The 16,841-nt window shown below is 44.6% G+C and carries 14 protein-coding genes and 1 pseudogene; 11 read left to right on the top strand and 4 right to left on the bottom strand.

Going from position 1 to position 16,841, the window contains the following annotated elements; genetic code table 11:
* Nucleotides 1–23: 23 nt before the first annotated feature.
* On the bottom strand, nucleotides 24–2,219 hold the full coding sequence (gene recQ / locus QUB25_RS04665; protein ID WP_333182183.1) for a DNA helicase RecQ: 2,196 nt from the start codon (nucleotides 2,217–2,219) through the stop codon (nucleotides 24–26).
* A gap of 97 nt (nucleotides 2,220–2,316) precedes the next feature.
* Here recQ and QUB25_RS04670 point away from each other — a divergent pair, with 97 nt between their 5' ends.
* Complete coding sequence (locus QUB25_RS04670; protein WP_190738299.1) at nucleotides 2,317–2,601, top strand: DUF427 domain-containing protein; 285 nt, start codon at nucleotides 2,317–2,319, stop codon at nucleotides 2,599–2,601.
* A 68-nt stretch (nucleotides 2,602–2,669) separates the two neighbouring features.
* On the opposite strand, the gene QUB25_RS04675 is transcribed toward QUB25_RS04670, so the two are convergent.
* Nucleotides 2,670–3,335: an L-threonylcarbamoyladenylate synthase gene (locus tag QUB25_RS04675; RefSeq protein ID WP_333037860.1), complete on the bottom strand. Its 666-nt coding sequence runs from the start codon at nucleotides 3,333–3,335 to the stop codon at nucleotides 2,670–2,672.
* A gap of 75 nt (nucleotides 3,336–3,410) precedes the next feature.
* Between QUB25_RS04675 and larC the strand changes: the two genes are divergently transcribed.
* The 5 genes and pseudogenes from larC to QUB25_RS04700 all read left to right on the top strand — a co-directional run bounded on the left by larC (nucleotide 3,411) and on the right by QUB25_RS04700 (nucleotide 8,464).
* Nucleotides 3,411–4,820, top strand: a complete 1,410-nt coding sequence (larC, locus tag QUB25_RS04680) for a nickel pincer cofactor biosynthesis protein LarC (RefSeq protein WP_333182184.1) — start codon at nucleotides 3,411–3,413, stop codon at nucleotides 4,818–4,820.
* A gap of 832 nt (nucleotides 4,821–5,652) precedes the next feature.
* Entirely contained in the window at nucleotides 5,653–5,955 is a 303-nt protein-coding gene (locus QUB25_RS04685; RefSeq protein ID WP_333182185.1) for a transposase, read from the top strand.
* 185 nt (nucleotides 5,956–6,140) lie between these two features.
* On the top strand, nucleotides 6,141–6,497 hold the full coding sequence (locus QUB25_RS04690) for a tyrosine-type recombinase/integrase (protein WP_333182186.1): 357 nt from the start codon (nucleotides 6,141–6,143) through the stop codon (nucleotides 6,495–6,497).
* Nucleotides 6,484–6,672: pseudogene (locus tag QUB25_RS04695) on the top strand (transposase); the annotation flags it as partial. The gene QUB25_RS04690 and the pseudogene QUB25_RS04695, both read left to right, overlap by 14 nt.
* Before the next feature lie 37 nt (nucleotides 6,673–6,709).
* On the top strand, nucleotides 6,710–8,464 hold the full coding sequence (locus tag QUB25_RS04700) for an ATP-binding protein (RefSeq protein ID WP_333182187.1): 1,755 nt from the start codon (nucleotides 6,710–6,712) through the stop codon (nucleotides 8,462–8,464).
* Nucleotides 8,465–9,139: 675 nt separating this feature from the next.
* Here QUB25_RS04700 and QUB25_RS04705 read toward each other — a convergent pair.
* Both QUB25_RS04705 and QUB25_RS04710 read right to left on the bottom strand, forming a co-directional pair.
* Complete coding sequence (locus tag QUB25_RS04705; protein ID WP_333182188.1) at nucleotides 9,140–11,488, bottom strand: PhoX family phosphatase; 2,349 nt, start codon at nucleotides 11,486–11,488, stop codon at nucleotides 9,140–9,142.
* Between the two features lie 182 nt (nucleotides 11,489–11,670).
* Nucleotides 11,671–12,138 carry a hypothetical protein gene (locus tag QUB25_RS04710; RefSeq protein WP_333064562.1) on the bottom strand — a complete coding sequence of 156 codons (468 nt, stop codon included), beginning with the start codon at nucleotides 12,136–12,138 and terminating at the stop codon, nucleotides 11,671–11,673.
* Between the two features lie 289 nt (nucleotides 12,139–12,427).
* On the opposite strand from QUB25_RS04710, the gene folK reads away from it, so the two are divergent.
* The 5 genes from folK (at nucleotide 12,428) to QUB25_RS04735 (ending at nucleotide 16,752) form a co-directional block, all read left to right on the top strand.
* Nucleotides 12,428–12,916, top strand: a complete 489-nt coding sequence (gene folK / locus QUB25_RS04715) for a 2-amino-4-hydroxy-6-hydroxymethyldihydropteridine diphosphokinase (RefSeq protein WP_333064563.1) — start codon at nucleotides 12,428–12,430, stop codon at nucleotides 12,914–12,916.
* A gap of 181 nt (nucleotides 12,917–13,097) precedes the next feature.
* Complete coding sequence (locus tag QUB25_RS04720; RefSeq protein WP_333064576.1) at nucleotides 13,098–13,646, top strand: NUDIX hydrolase; 549 nt, start codon at nucleotides 13,098–13,100, stop codon at nucleotides 13,644–13,646.
* A gap of 149 nt (nucleotides 13,647–13,795) precedes the next feature.
* Nucleotides 13,796–15,247 (top strand): FAD-binding domain-containing protein, encoded by a 1,452-nt coding sequence (locus QUB25_RS04725; protein ID WP_333182305.1) that lies wholly within the window; start codon nucleotides 13,796–13,798, stop codon nucleotides 15,245–15,247.
* Nucleotides 15,248–15,362: 115 nt separating this feature from the next.
* Complete coding sequence (locus tag QUB25_RS04730; protein ID WP_333182189.1) at nucleotides 15,363–16,010, top strand: Uma2 family endonuclease; 648 nt, start codon at nucleotides 15,363–15,365, stop codon at nucleotides 16,008–16,010.
* Nucleotides 16,011–16,104: 94 nt separating this feature from the next.
* Nucleotides 16,105–16,752, top strand: a complete 648-nt coding sequence (locus QUB25_RS04735) for a Uma2 family endonuclease (RefSeq protein WP_333182190.1) — start codon at nucleotides 16,105–16,107, stop codon at nucleotides 16,750–16,752.
* The last annotated feature ends 89 nt before the right edge of the window (nucleotides 16,753–16,841 follow it).

Below are 16,841 nucleotides of genomic sequence, written 5' to 3' on the forward strand. Positions count from 1 at the left end.
TGTTCATCAGCCTACATCGGCGGTTAAAAACCTACATAATTTTGCCGCCACCAAGCGCGCACAAACTTAATCTCTTCAAACGTATAACGTTCTTCTAAAAAATCATAAATTGCTCTCAGTTTTTCATCCCCCATAACTTCAATTGCGTACACTATCGCCTGCTGGCGTTCCGGTTCCACCAACAAATTTATATCAACTTCCCTGCCCATTTCCATCAATTCTATCAGATGCCCAGAAATAGTATTAGGGCTCATACCCCGCGCATTAGCTATTCCTTGAACTGTCAAACCTTGTCGGTATAATTCCCAGGTTTGCATCTGCGAATAAGACGCAACGTTAGCAAGATTGGGAAGATTAGCGACATCAGAAGATGCCGCACCACTTGGCAATCCTTGTTCTTGGCAAAAAGTGCGTATTGCCTCCAAGAAAACTTTGCCGTACTTATCTCGCTTGTTGCTGCCAACGCCGTAAACTTCCTCGAATTCGGTGAGATTTTGCGGGCGTTTTTCTGCCATGTCTCGCAAGCTTTTATCCGCAAAAACTACGTAAGGTGGCACAAATTGTTCGTCGGCAATTTGCTTGCGTAGCGTCCGCAGTATGGTAAATAAACCTTCTACTTCTACTGCCAAAGAACGAACTTTTCCCTGTACTTCCCGCTGGGGTTCAATGGCGATTTCAACGGTGCGCTGACGTTTCATAATTTCCCAACTTTTTTCATTCAGTTTCAAAATGGGGAAACCGTCTGTTTTTTCGTCTAAAAAACCTTGATTTAACAGCGAACGACTCAATTTTTTCCATTCATCAGCACTTCTATCTTTGCCAATTCCGTAAGTAGAAAGTTGGTGGTGCTGGTATTGCAATATTTTTTGATTTTTTGAACCGCGCAGCACGTCAATAATGTGATTCATGCCGAATTTTTCTTGGCAGCGGGCGACACAAGAAAGAAATTTCATTGCCTCAATCGTCCAATCTTCTACGGGTTTTTGGTTGCAACAGTTATCGCAAGTACCGCAGTTTCCGGGGAATGAATCGCCAAAATAACTTAACTGGATTGTGCGACGGCAATCGGTGGATTCTGCATAGTTGATGACTCGACGCAACTGTTGGCGGGCAATTCGTTGTTCTTGTGGGTCAGGTTTTTGCTCGATGATGTAGTCGATCATTTTGACATCGCCGTAGCCGAAAAATAAGCTGCAATGGGCGGGTTCGTTGTCTCGGCCTGCGCGGCCTGATTCTTGATAGTATCCTTCGAGATTCTTGGGTAAGTCGTAGTGAATTACAAACCGCACGTCGGGTTTGTTAATGCCCATACCGAAGGCTATTGTGGCTACCATTACTTGCACGTCGTCGCGAATGAAGCGGGTTTGATTGGTTGCGCGATCGACATCGTTCATGCCGGCGTGGTAGGGTAAGGCTTGGATGCCGCTTTGTTGCAATTTATAGGCAACTTCGTCAACTTTTTTGCGGCTGAGGCAATAGATAATTCCCGAACCGCCTTTTTTTTGGATGATTTGCAAAACTTCGGCAAAACTGTGTTTGGTTTTGGGGCGAACTTCGTAGTATAAATTGGGGCGGTTGAAGCTGGCGACGTGGATGTATGGATTTCGCAGAGTTAGCTGCTGGATGATGTCTTGGCGGACGCGCTCGGTGGCGGTGGCGGTTAGTGCCATAATGGGAATGTCGGGATATCGATCGCGCACTCGTTGCATTTGCCTGTATTCTGGTCGAAAGTCGTGCCCCCATTCCGAAACGCAGTGGGCTTCGTCGATCGCAAATGCCGAAATTCCTAACTTATTTGCTACTATATCTAAAAATGGTAAAAATCTCTCACCCAGCAAGCGTTCGGGTGCAACATAAAGCAATTTAATCTTACCTTCGAGAATCGCAGTTTCGCGCGATCGGGTTTCCTGACTGCTCAAAGTGCTGTTGAGAAAAGTCGCCCCAATTCCATTATCCTGCAAAGCTTCCACCTGGTCTTGCATCAGAGCAATTAACGGCGAAACAACCACCGTCAATCCCGGTTTCAACAGTGCCGGTAATTGAAAACACAAAGACTTGCCACCGCCCGTCGGCATGACAATCATCATATCCCGTTTTTGTAAAGCAGCTTCGACAATTTCCTGCTGTCCCGGACGGAAAGAGTCATAGCCAAAAAAATGTTTGAGTGCTTGTTCCAGGGACAGCGGCACAGAAGATATTGGCGGATTCGACGCTGGCATTTGCAGTAGTTGGTTGTTGGCTTCTCAACTATTCTATGCCTTTTGAGCACAAATACAGTTACAATAATTGAGAATCTCAAGTTAAGCAGAAAAACAGATGCCGAAAGCAATTTGGAATGGTGCCGTTTTGGCCGAGAGCGACAAGTGCGAAATTGTAGACAACAACTATTATTTCCCCGCCGATGCCATCAACCGTGAGTATTTCAAAGACAGCAGCACTCACACTACTTGCGGTTGGAAAGGTGTGGCTAGTTACTACAGTGTCGAAGTCGGCGGACAAGTTAATAAAGATGCTGCTTGGTACTATCCCACTCCAAAAGATGCTGCTAAAAATATTGCCGGATATATTGCTTTTTGGAAAGGAGTTAAGGTAGAGGCTTAAAGCAGTTTTGAAATAAAAAATGGGGCTGGTTGTGGGCGAATTTGGCGCTTAACCTGCCCCTTAAAAATTTAATCTTTTTCCCAAACGGCGACAGCTTCCGAACCCAAACCACGGCGAACAACAATCGGTTCGCTTTGTGTCAAATCGAGAATGGTAGAAACTTGATATCCCGGATCGGAACCGTCATCGACAATGACATCCACTAGCTTTGAAAAACAGTCAAACAGCTCAGCTTTGCCAAAGCTTTCTGCTTTAGATGCAGGCACTGGTGCTGCACCTTCATCATCCGTTGTAATGTGAGCGGATGTTGAAATAATTGGATTTCCCAAGGCTTCCAACAGTGTAAAACAAAGCCGCTGGTCGGGAACGCGAATTCCAGTGGTTTTCCGTTTTGGGTTCATTACCAACCGTGGCACTAACTTGGTAGCTGGCAGCAGAAATGTATAAGGCCCAGGTATTAACCGCTTGATAATTCTGTATGCTTCATCGCTGACTGTAGCATAGTCGGTGATATTTGAGAGAGAGGAACACAGGAACGTTAAAGGCTTATCATTGGATAGTTGCTTGATCTGCCTGACTCGTTCTACTGCAGACTTGGAGTTGAGATCGCAGCCGATCGCATAAACTGTATCTGTCGGATAAAGCATCACGGCCCCATCTTTTAGAGCTTTTGTAATCTTCTCGATCCGGTCTCTTTGGGGTGCAACTGGATGCACTTCGTAAATAGTTGCCATGTTAAGATACTGCAGGCTAAGTGGGCGATCGAAATATCCAGTGAAACAATCAATGCTGAAAATTAATTGTTAATAATGAATAAAATAGCTTATTTTGACTGTCCAACAGGCATTGCTGGCGATATGTGTATCGGAGCTCTTGTCCACGCTGGCGTTCCTTTAGACTACCTAATCGAAAAACTAAATTTGCTCGGCATTTCGACAGAGTACCAGTTGCGGACGGAATTAGTCCACCGGAATACTCAACAAGCAACTAAATTTTATGTCGATTTAGCTGCGGATTTGGGGTTAAAACCAAAAAATTCCGCTACCGAACTCGATCCCTCGGAAACGGAATCCCCGACTTTTGACGCCCGCCACCACCATCATCACGGGGAAGAACCTTCTCACAGTCACGGCGAAGCAGATGCCGAAATTAGCCACACTCATCACCGCAATTTGCCAGAAATTGAGCAAATCATCGTCTCCGCAAAATTGCCTCCGCGCGTGGAATCTTGGAGTTTGGCCGTATTCGGCAAATTAGCAGAGGCAGAAGGTGCCGTACACGGTATCCCCCCAAGCGAGGTTCACTTTCACGAGGTGGGGGCGACGGATGCAATTATTGATATTGTCGGTACTTGTTTGGGTTTGGATTGGTTGGATATTCAGGAGTTTTACTTTTCGGCGATGCCGACTGGTGCAGGTACGGTGAAGGCGGCCCACGGTAAGTTAGCGGTGCCGACGCCGGCGGTGATGCGGTTGTGGGAAACGCACCGAGTGCCGGTTTACAGCAATGGGATCGATCGCGAATTGTGCACTCCTACGGGAACTGCGATCGCCTGTACTCTCGCGTCTGCTTTCGGTCCGCCACCAGCGATGCAAATTCAGGCGATCGGTTTGGGTGCAGGTTCTCGAATGCTGGCAATTCCTAATATTTTGCGCCTCTGGATTGGGGAGAAGTCAGAAGGGGAGAGGGGGAGAGTGGGAGAGTGGGAGAGTGGGAGAAAGACGGCTACTAATTCCCAATTCCCAATGCCCGATTCCCAATTCCCAATGCCCAATTCCATAGAAACTATTACGGTATTGGAAACGCAGATTGATGATTTGAGTCCGCAGGCGATCGGCTATGTTTTTGATGCTTTGTTTGCCGCCGGAGCTCTGGATGTTTTTACTGCCCCAATTGTGATGAAAAAGTCGCGGCTGGGGGTTTTGTTAACTGCGATTTGTCATCCCGAATTTCAGGATGCTTGTGAAGCTGTGATCTTTCGCGAAACTACTACTCTGGGAATTAGGCGATCGACTCAACAAAGAACTATTTTACACCGAGAAATCCAGACCGTTAAAACAGAATACGGCGAAGTCAAGATAAAAGTTGCGAAGTCTGGAGAAACGATTGTTAATGTACAGCCGGAATACGAAGATTGCGCGGAAATTGCCCGACTTAAAAATATTAGCTGGCGGGAAGTTCACCGCTTGGGGCTGCAAAGTTGGTACGATCGCACTTAATCAATTACAGTGACTTACATGAGGAATTTAGTCCCTGACGGGCTGACAACCCGTCACACCCAGCAGGCTTGAGGAATATCTAAATCAGAGGAATCAAAACCTCTGATATCATGTCCGGTCGATTACCCTAATACGGTAAGGGCGGGTTCACGAAAAATATCTGCCAATAATTGACAATCTCAAAAACCCGCCCTTTTAATCGCTTTTTCTTCAAGCTATTCTAGAAACATACTTCATTTTCTATCGCATGATGGTTGCCTTACCCGATCGCCCATCGATGAGTGCAGAAGAATACAGCACTTCCGGATGTTATGAGGTACAATAGAATCTACTAAAAATAATATACCAATGAAAGCATACTCAATAGATTTGCGCTCCTTTCATAGTAGCAGCCCATATCGAGCAGAAGCTGTCGATCAGAAAAACAGCAGCGATATTTTCCGTCAGTAAAAGCTCGGTTCAAAAACTGGTCAAGCAACAAAAAATCGAGGGAAATTTAGAGCCGAAACCCAGGGGGAAACGGAGATACAGTCATTTGAATAATTCCACAGCAGAGTTGAGAGAAATAGTGGCAGCACATCCTGATGCAACCTTACTAGAATTGTGTGAGTTATTTGGCCAGAAGACTGGAAATTGGGTAGAACAGCCATGTGTAACGCCTTACAAAAGTTGGGATTCAATCCTAAAAAAAAACAGTGAGAAGTAGCCAAGCCGGAACAGAAAAAGTCATGAAGTTAAGGTTAGAGTATTGGGAAAAAGTCAAGCAGATCGACCAAAAATATCTAGTTTTTTTAGATGAGACTGGAGTATTACGCTTGTTTAACCAGAACTGATGCACGTTCTCAACGAGGAACGAGAGCCTATGCGGTTAAACCTTTTTACGCCCGGGAAAAAAGTCACAGTAATTGGTGCAATTAGTTTGAAGCGAGTAGTGGCACTCATGACAATGGATAACTCAATGGATGGCAAAGCATTTGAGGTATTTATTGAGCAATGTTTAGTGCCACAATTGTGGTCGGGAGCAGTAGTAGTGATCGATAATTTACCCGCGCATAAAGTAGATTCAATTACATCGATGATTGAATCTGTGGGTGCTTCTATTTTATGTTGGTCCCCATACTCACGCCTATTTTAATCCGATTGAATTATGGTGGTCGCAACTTAAATCTTTATTACGACAGTTTTCGCCAACCACCACTAAAAGGGTTGATACGATAATTGCTCTGGCTCTTGATTTAATTAACCCGAAACATCTCAAGAACTGGTTTACTAATTGCTGCTACTGTACCTCATAACATCCGGAAGTGCTGTAACACTCGCTTGGGACACATCACCAGCGACGCGGCCGGCTTAATCTTGCGACAGGCTTTTAAGCGAGTTGGCATCGAGGGAGCCAGTTCTCACAGCTTCTGCAGGACTGCCCTTACCCAGATGTCGAATGCTGGCATCCCCTTAAGAATCGTGCAGGAAGTGAGCGGACACAGGAATTTAGAGCAGTTGCAAAGGTATCTGGAAGTCAAGCCGGAACAGGTCAGAGGAGCTGTGGCCAGTCTCTCTATGTTGAGTCATGGCAAAATCGAAATATCTCTATTTCCCGATCTAAAGCCAGAGTCGGAAACTTTGGGGGAATTTTTTTCGGTAGCAACGATAGAGTGGGGTACGAGTGGAGGTGATTGAGCGGACATCAAAGGAATTTGAGATTTTGCCTAAGCGCTGGATTGTCGAGCGTACTTTTGGCTGGCTCAATCAGTTTCGACACTTGAGTAAGGACTATGAACTATACACCCAGACCAGTGAAGCGATGATTTACGGGTCGCTCATCCGTTTGATGACCCGCAGGCTGTCTGCTTAATCTTTTGTTTACAAATTAGGTCTAATATAATAAGAACGTGAAAATCAGGTACTTACCCTATCTAGCAGCCTTTTTAACAGCGACGCTCGTTTTAGCGATCGCCGAGCTATTCATTCGTTTAGAAAACGAACATTTCCAGCAGGAAAACCGCGTTGCTGTACTAGACCAACTTAGCACCGTGAGAGCTAAGCTTGAAGGTTCTTTAAACCAGCGATTATTTGTAATGCAAGGTTTGGTAGCTTATATTTCAGTAAGCAATCCAAATATTAGCCAAGCAGAGTTTGAAAATTTGACTAGAGTTATCTTAGCCAAGCAACCCGGTATTCCTAGCGCTGCATTGTTCAAAAATTCAATTGCAACCCATCTTTATCCTTTAGCAGGTCAAGAAGGTGCTTTAGGATTTGCACCCCTGAAAATACCAGAAGAAAAAAAGCCATTTCAAAGAGCAATTGATACTAGAAACACTGTAGTTTCGGGACCAGTTAAATTAATCGAACAGGGTAATATGGCTTTGATTACTCGTACCCCAATTTTTCTGACTCCTGTCGGCCAACCTCCTGAAAGCGGTCGCTATTGGGGAATGGTAAGCATTGGTATTGATTGGAATATTTTATTAAAAGAAGCGGGACTATTAGACTCATCTGCCAAGCTTAAATATGCGATTCGGGGGAAAGATGGATTAGGCGCTGCGGGAGAAGTATTTTTTGGAGATGCTAAGGTTTTCCAGCGCTCGCCTGTTACTTTAGAAGTAACTTTACCTAATGGCTCCTGGCAGTTAGCAGCTATTCCAAAAGATGGCTGGATTGAGAAGTCACCTATTTTTAAATGGTTGTGGATCGCTGCTAGTTTCAGTGCTATATTAGCTGGAGGTGCAATATTTGTTTTGGTAAGTACGCCAGCAAAATTAAGAGAAAGAGCTTTACAGTTAGAATCTCTTTTGGAGGAACTACGACGTACCCAAACAATGATGATTCAAGCTGAAAAAATGTCGAGTTTAGGTCAGATGGTAGCAGGTGTCGCGCATGAAATTAATAATCCAGTAAACTTTATCCACGGTAATATTAGTTATTCCAGCGAGTATGTAGCTGATTTAATTCGTTTGTTGGATTTGTATCAAAAATACTATCCCGAACCAGCCAAAGAAATTAAACTAGAAGCTGATAATATAGACTTAGAATTTTTAGTTAAAGACTTACCAAAAACTATCAATTCGATGAAATTTGGAACCGAACGCATCCAGCAGATCGTCCTGTCATTACGTAATTTTTCGCGTTTAGATGAGTCAGATCGCAAAAAAGTAAATCTCCATGAAGGCATTGATAGTACGCTATTAATTTTGCAAAATCGCTTAAAAGCTAACTCGCATCACTCGGAAATTAGAATTGTGAAAGAATATGGAGATTTACCAGCTATCGAGTGTTATGCAGGACAATTAAACCAGGCTTTTATGAATTTAATTAACAACGCGATCGATACTTTGGAAGAGAAGCTGTCGTTGCCGAATTCTAAGGATCTATATTTCATTCCGACGATTCAGATTGCTACTAAAATTGAGGGCAAAATGGTCGAAATTCGGATTTCAGATAATGGATCGGGAATGAAAGAAGAAGTCCGACGGAAAATATTCGATCCATTTTATACTACTAAACAAGTAGGCAAAGGTACGGGAATCGGCTTATCAATAACTTACCAAATTATAGTAGAGAGACACGGCGGAAAAATCGAATGCGTCTCCGAACCAGGAAAGGGAACGGAATTCGCGATCGCTATTCCTTTAACTAACAAAAATTAGTTGCCAAAATTAGGGTTGGCAATACTTACGATCTTAGATAAAACCGTTTTTAGACGTAGCGGAATCCTACTTAAAATCTGTGAAGCTCAGACAAGACTTATAATAGAATAATGTTCCGAATACCACATATCGATGTTGCTGAATTCAGGTATGAATCAGGTGGGAACAGGGACATCCAAGAACTTGAGATAATGAATTACAGCACTTCCGGATGTTTCGGCGCGATAGAAAAGGGCAATGGGTTCTCTCCGAGTATGGTTTGGGCGATTCCTTGCAACTTGAATCTGTGAATCTATAAATTGCGATCGCCGATTTATATCGCCAAGTACAATTTTCTTAAAAATTTCGCGCTCAAGGGATTTGATATTAATTTTCCTAGGCTTTTTTAAATTATTTGAACGAACGGCGAAGACGAGAAGAGCGCGAATAAAGAACAGTATCTTCTTCCTTCTCTTTCTTCGCGTCCGCGTGCCTGGCGGTTCATTCAATCTTACTCCAGATTCGTAAAAACCAGGTTCCTGGGCCCGGATGCGTAAGTCCTATTTAAACTTAGATGTTGCACCATTCTCAATAAGCTTTTTAGGAACAGGCTTTCCGGCATGTTCCACAAGAAAATTTACTCTTTGTGGAACAGGCTTTCCGGCCTGTTCTTGAGTATGGTGCAAGATGTGAGATTTAAACAAACTGACCCGTTGGAGTCGATCGCACGCGACGAATTCCAATCACCGATGGCATCGGCGAACGACGCCGATCGTTCTCAATATTACTCGGCCACAAACTGCCGCGAGCAACACTACGAGTTTGATTGAAAACCGCACCGTTCAAATCCAACATTTCAATTTGCCGACTTAGTACAGTGCCATCATCGATCGGACAATCTTCCCCCGGATGCTGCACCGCAAGCAACAGCGTATCTCCGATAAAAGTCGGCCCCGTCAGTTCGCATCGGTTGGGCCCGTAAGCAAACGGAATTACTGTTCCTGCATTCGGGCCAGAAGTCGGAATGTAAAACAGAAAATTGTTGCCAAAAACTCCAGTAAACTCTGCCACATTTCCAGTTTTCTTGTGGTCAATCGTCGTTGGCTTTGCAGCCGCACCCACCTCAAAACCGTTGTGCGTGCTAGTAGACATATCAGTGACACCCCAAACATTACCTTGAGTGTCAAAAGCCAAATTGTCTACACTAGCAAATCCCGCCCCAGCTACCGAACCCGCTTCTCCACCTTGAGCCAAACGCTGCCAGCGGAACGTCAAACCTGCACCATCGGGACTGTCTTCAATTATTTTGTACAGTCCTCCAGACTGCTGAGTGCTGTTGACTGTGCTACTGTATTTAGCAACAGTAAAAATGCGAGAATCTGGATAGCCGTCGCTTCCGGGTGCGGCGTCAGTATAAGCAATAAAAACTTCCTTAGTAATAGGATTAACTTCCAAATCTTCCGGGCGCGCCGTCGGAGTGCCACCAATCAAATTAGCAGCTAAAAAAGCATCAACTAAAACCGCACCTTGGCTGCTGTAAAAATTAGCAAGAGTTTTATTGCTATAGCCAGGGAGTGCTGTTGCTTCATTGGTTGTATCTACTACAAAAGAACCGCCGTCTTCGGTTTGAGCAGCAATTCCGGCGCGTTTGGGCAAGCGAGTATTTGCATCTCTTTGAGCTTTGCCAAAAGTTGCTAATTCTGCCTCGCCAATTTTAGAAGGACGCACCGGATTTGTCGGGGTATTTAATGTCAGTGGCAGCCATCTTCCAGTACCGTTGCGGTTATATTGGGCAACGTACAAAACCCCATCTTCAAACAATCGGCTGTTGTTTTTATCTGCAGGATTTGTGACAGTACCGTTGCTGACAAATTTCCAGGTGTGTCCGCCGCGCCGATCGTCCCCCATGTACCCTATTAACTTGCGGCCTGCTTCAGCGCGCATCCCGACATTTTCGTGGCGGAAACGGCCCAACCATGTGTGCTTCCGGGGGCGGAAACTCGGATCTTGGGGATCGACTTCTACCATCCAGCCGTATTTTTCGCCGACTAAGCCGAATTCCTCGCCCGTAGTGCCCTTGGCGTAGCCGGTTTGACCGCCGTTAGGTTTGACGTTTTCCTGAACTCCCACGAAGAATAGTTCGCTACCTTGGAAGTTTTCTTCGGCGGAGAGGATTGTGCCCCAAGGAGTTGTGCCACCGGAACAGTTGTAAGCTGTGCCGATGATGCGGTTGCCGAGTCCGTCGGTGTTGACTTGCGCGAAGACTTGGGTGGCTGCAGGGCCCGTGCCTGTGAGGTACTCGTTATCCCCTTGTCTGGTTCCCCAGGAGGTGACATCTTTGTATTTGTCGGCACGCTGGCTGTTGATGCCGAGGCCGGAAAGTCCGTGAATGCGTCGGTTGAGTGGATCCCGGGCGATCGCCCCAAAGCGTCCGTTGGCTTGTTTGGTGATGCGGACGATCGAACCACCGAGATTGTACAGAAATTCGCCGAGGGTAGCCTGATTTTTTACCGATAAGTCTATACCGAGGACGGCGCGATCGGTTGTTGGAAATGGTGCCAGATCAGACGGCACTTCCGGCGTCACTTTCGACATCGGGAAACCTACATACTCGTGGTTCACCCAGAGATAGCCGTCGTCACTGCTGCCACCAAGGGGTAGGAAGGCGGTGTAGTCGTTGTTGTAGCCGAAATAGTCTGCCGGATTGGGAAAAACTCGATCGCCCCAGCGGAGAATCACATACCGTTCGTATTCCGGCGGCACAACCACATCGTCAACAATGCTGTAACTCGTTAATTTAGTATCCTGTGAGGCAGCCATCACGGTTCCCTGTCCGTTTAAGCCCGTCGGCATAAAGCTGGGCAGTTCTCGATAAATCGGCAGCGGGTGGGGAAGTCTTAACGCAGTGAAAGATAGCGGAACTACAGCTTCGGCCGAGGTGGAATTGATGCCGAATAGTGTTTTAGTTAGTTGAGGGGCAAGCACAGTGGTAGCCGCACTGCTGCCGAAGAAAATTAGCAGTTGTCGGCGAGTTATTTTAGACATAAATTCATTATTCAACCCAACTTCCCTAATCTGATGATTCCGTATGAAACTTTATCACTGTTCAATTAAGGGAAGTTAACCTGAAGGTTAATAAAAGTGGAATTATATTTGGGTTAATAATTGGTTATTGGTTGTTTGTTATTTGTTACCAATGCCCGATCCCCAATGCCCCATGCCCGATTTCAATCATCTCGAAAACCCGGATCATTTTCTCTGGATGTCAATCGACTAGGCGCAGGTACATTAATCACTTGCGAATACCCAGAATTGGCGGGCGAAATATTGCCGTTTCTGAATCCCAGCAGCAATTGAGCATCGGCAAAATATCTAGTCCACTGTTCAATTCTCGCATCTTTCTGCCAGTCGCGGCGGGATACTCTCGATCGCAAAACCGGAACTCTTTGCCGGCTGCGATCGGCTGTAATGATGATTGTAACTTCTGTTAATGCCGAATTTTCTTGAAACTCGCGGGCGATCGACTCTTTCGCTAAATCTTCCGCCTGCTGCACTAAACTCGCAAAAGATTGACTGCCGTCCGAATCTAGGGTAATGTAGCGCTCTTTTGTTTCAGCCAAACCTATTGATATACTTGCTGCTAAACTGATAATTGCTAGAATGATAGCCGACAATAAGCGTAGGTACAAATTCATTATTTTTGAAACTAAATACTAACACTTGTCAATGATAATTAATAAAAATTAACAAGATGTTAATATTTGATTAAAATAAAGTTTTGTGTCACCATATTTTCCTAAAAAAGTGTCCTGTAGGATCAATTTACTACCAAAAATTAGGCTTTTAGGGGCGGGTTTTACTCGAAATATTTGTCGGTAGTAAAGGAGATCGATCAACCCGCCCCCGCGTTACTCTTCTTCCCTCTTCCTTCTTCCTGACATCCGTTACATCCGTTACACAATCCGTTGCCGAACCTTCTTCTTTATGAAATCAACAAAATGTGCGATCGCCCTTGGTAGCAACTTAGGCGACTCCCTCGCCACACTCAAAAGCGCGATCGTAACCCTCAACAACACCCCAGGAATAGCCGTAAAATCTCATTCAAGCTGGTATCAAACCGCCCCCGTAGGGCCGCCGCAACCCGATTACATCAACGCCTGTGCCATCCTCGAAGTGGCACTAGAACCCGAACAATTGCTAGCAACTTTATTAAAAATTGAAATAAAATTTAATCGAATTCGCAGAGAAAAATGGGGGCCAAGAACCCTCGACCTAGATTTGCTGCTGTACGACAATTTAATCCGAGAAACTCCGACACTGACTCTACCTCATCCCCGGATGAGCGAAAGAGCTTTTGTATTAGTACCTTTAGCAGAAATTGCTCCGGATTGGGTGCATCCGGTGACGAAAAGTGCGATCGCCCAACTGCTGCAAACCGCAGACTGTTCCGGAGTGCAAAAATTGCAACTGTAAAAATTGAGTACAATTCACGGATCGTAGCAGTTTCACAAAAAATGCAACCGTAGGTAAGCTCCAAAATGTGAGAGTTATCAGTCATTCCCAATGTAAAATCTAAAATCTAAAATCTAAAACCGTATGAGATCGCCTATGATGTCTTAAATCGGTGCACTCAAACATTATTCGCTTGTCGCTTATGTCGATCGGTCAAGAACTACCCCAACTCCTCAAACAACGCCTATTTTACCAAGGGCGCAAATTCAACTTTGACGTAGCCACCCTCCGTCTTCCCAACGGTTCCGAAGGCGAGTGGGAATGTATTCGCCACCCGGGCGGAGCACTTGCAGTTCCCGTCACACCCGAAGGTAAACTCGTCTTGGTACGCCAATATCGCTTTGCCACAAAAGGGCGAATTTTAGAATTTCCCGCTGGTACGGTAGAAATCAATGAAAATCCCGCCGAAACTATCAAACGCGAAATCGAAGAAGAAACCGGATATCGCGCCGGAAAATGGCAGAAATTAGGGCAATTTTTTCTCGCCCCCGGTTATTCCGACGAAATCATTTATGCTTTCTTAGCCCAAGATTTGGAAAAACTGGACAAGCCACCAGCACAAGACGATGACGAAGACATGGAGACAGTTTTATTCACCCCGGAAGAATTAGATAAAGCTATCTTAGCTGGGGAACCCATTGATGCAAAATCTATTTCTAGCTTTTTCTTGGCACGTCCCTTTTTGATGTAAATAGGACTGACAAAAAAAGCCGGTTTCTTATAAAAATCGTGCCTCAAGCCGATAAATTTTAACTTAGAAACCGGCTTTTTGACCTCGCGTGTGTCCAGGACTGTAAAATCTAAAGTCTAAAATCTAAAATCTAAAATCGAATGTCCGATATATCCAATCTAATTTTATTTTGGCACCGCCGCGACTTGCGTATTTCTGACAACATCGGACTGGCAGCAGCGCGCCAGCAAAGCCCGAAAGTAGTCGGGATTTTTTGTCTCGATCGCAATATCCTAAATCGGGATGACGTAGCGCCAGCTAGAGTCACCTACATGATCGGCTGCTTGCAAAAACTCTCCGCGCGTTACAGGGAAGCCGGCAGCCAATTGCTGATAATTCAAGATGACCCGAGTCTAGGAATACCGAGATTAGCAACAGCTATAAATGCTCAAGCAGTATTTTGGAACTGGGATGTTGAACCCTACGCAAAACAGCGCGATCAGTCCGTATCAAACGCCCTCCAACAAGCAGGAATTCAAGTTCAAAATTTCTGGGATCAACTCCTGCACGCCCCAGATGAAATTCGCAGCGGTACAGGGACTCCCTACACAGTTTATACACCATTTTGGAAAAAATGGAACAGTAAACCCAAAGCCCAACCTGTAGAGACACTGCCGATAACTTATCTGGAATTAATGACCGGATTAACCGCCGAAGAACAAGCAATTGCCAACCAAGCAGGTGCAATGGAAACAGTCCCAACAGCCTCTAGTTTGGGATTTATTTGGGAAAATCCATTAGTAATAGAACCCGGAGAAGATGCAGCGCAACAAAAGTTAGAAGAATTTTGCGATCGGGCAATTTACGAATATCAAGAACAGCGCAATTTCCCCGCAACTAACGGCACATCCCAACTCAGTGCCGCCCTCAAATTTGGCGCAATTGGCATCCGCACTGTTTGGCAAGCTACCCAGATAGTAATGGACACTTGCCGCAGCGAAGAAGCGTGTACAAGCATCCAAACTTGGCAACAGGAAATAGCGTGGCGGGAATTTTACCAACACGCCATGTATAACTTCCCAGAATTAGCAGACGGCCCCTACCGTCAAGCATTCAAAGACTTTCCTTGGGAGAACGATGAAAAACTCTTTCAAGCTTGGTGTAAAGGCAAAACTGGCTATCCTATTATCGATGCAGCAATGCGGCAGTTAAATCAGACAGGTTGGATGCACAATCGCTGCCGCATGATAGTCGCCAGTTTCCTCACCAAAGATTTAATTATTAACTGGCAGTGGGGTGAAAAATACTTCATGCAAAAATTGATAGATGCCGACCTTTCTGCTAACAATGGCGGCTGGCAGTGGAGTGCATCGAGCGGCATGGACCCAAAACCTTTGCGAATATTCAATCCTGCGACTCAAGCTCAAAAATTTGACCCGGAGGGCGAATATATTCGGCACTGGGTTCCAGAATTGCGCCGCGTTGATACTAAAGTTTTGCTAACAGGAAATCTTTCACCTTTAGAACGCCGACTTCTTCATTATCCCTCTCCGATCGTAGATCACAACCAGCAGCAGCGCAAGTTTAAGGAACTTTATAACCAGCAAAAAAACGCAGATTAGACTTCTCGATTTTTGGCGACAGTTACCAGTAAATTAAGTTGAGGCTGCGCCGTGTACCCACTCAAATTAAAAGATTGTATCAGTTAGAATAAACTTAAATAAATCGGAGGTTGAAATGGTAGCTCTGCAATTAAAACAAATCAGTGTACCCCCAGGACATAGAGTGCTGTTCCATGATGTCAAGTGGCAGGAATTTGAAGCAATTTTAGAAGAGTTGGGAGAACACCGTGCCTCTAGAATAGCTTACAGTCAAGGAACTTTAGAGATTAGGATGCCACTACCAGAACACGAGAAAGCTAAAATCATTATTGGCTATTTAGTGAAAATTTTGTTTGAGGAACTAGAAATAGATTTTGAACCATTTGGTTCGACGACTTTCAATCGAAAAAGTATGTTACAAGGAATTGAACCTGATGAATGTTTTTACATTCACAATTACGCTCTAATGATTGGTAAAAAGCGGATAGACTTAACAATCGATCCGCCGCCAGACTTAGCAATTGAAGTCGATTTAACTTCCAAGACTCAACTGGACGCTTACGAAGCTCTGGGAGTACCTGAAATATGGCGCTATGAAAATAAGAAGCTTCTGATTAATGTGCTTCAAGACGGGCAATATGTTGAATCGGAAATTAGTGCAATTTTTCCCAATTTGCAAATTATTGAAGCTATTTCTCAATATTGCGAACAAAGCCAAACAGTGGGGACGAGTCAAACTCTCAGATTGTTTCGGCAATGGGTTAGAGAACAAATCAGGCTTTGATGACTGAAGTCCTCACTACAAACCTGACTGTTTCCCAATGCCCAATTACCGATACAGACAAGTTATCATAAACTTAAATAAATCGGAGATTCAAATGGTAACGCTGCAATTAAGACAAATCATTGTACCACCTGGACATAGAGTGCTGTTAGATGATGTCAAGTGGCAGGAATTTGAAGCAATTTTAGAAGAGTTGGGAGAACACCGTGGCTCTAGAATAGCTTACAGTCAAGGAACTTTGGAGATTAGGATGCCACTACCAGAACATGAATTCAATAAGGAAATCATTGGCGATATGGTGAAAATCTTACTCGAAGAACTTGAAATTGAGCGAGAATGTTTTGGTTCGACGACTTTTAAGCGAAAAAGTATGTTACAAGGAATTGAACCTGACAACTGCTTTTACATTCAGAATTACGCTCTAATGATTGGCAAAAAGCGGATCGACTTAACAATCGATCCGCCGCCTGACTTAGCAATTGAAGTCGATTTAACTTCCAAGACTCAACTGGACGCTTACGAAGCTCTGGGGGTACCTGAAATATGGCGCTATGAAAATAAGAAGCTTCTGATTAATGTGCTTCAAGATGGGAAATATGTTGAATCTGAAATTAGTCCGACTTTTCCCAATCTGCCAATTATTGAAGCTATTTCTCAATATTGCGAACAAAGCCAAACAGTGGGGACGAGTCAAACTCTCAGATTGTTTCGGCAATGGGTTAAAAACCAAATACAAAATTGATAGGAAATCCCTAGTTAACGCACTTGCTGTTAAAAAGCAGGCTTCTTGACGATCGCAAAAAAGCCATTTTCTAACAGCCAGCCTCCTAA

Source organism: Microcoleus sp. B3-D7, assembly GCF_036705305.1.
In the GTDB taxonomy this organism is placed as follows: domain Bacteria; phylum Cyanobacteriota; class Cyanobacteriia; order Cyanobacteriales; family Microcoleaceae; genus Microcoleus.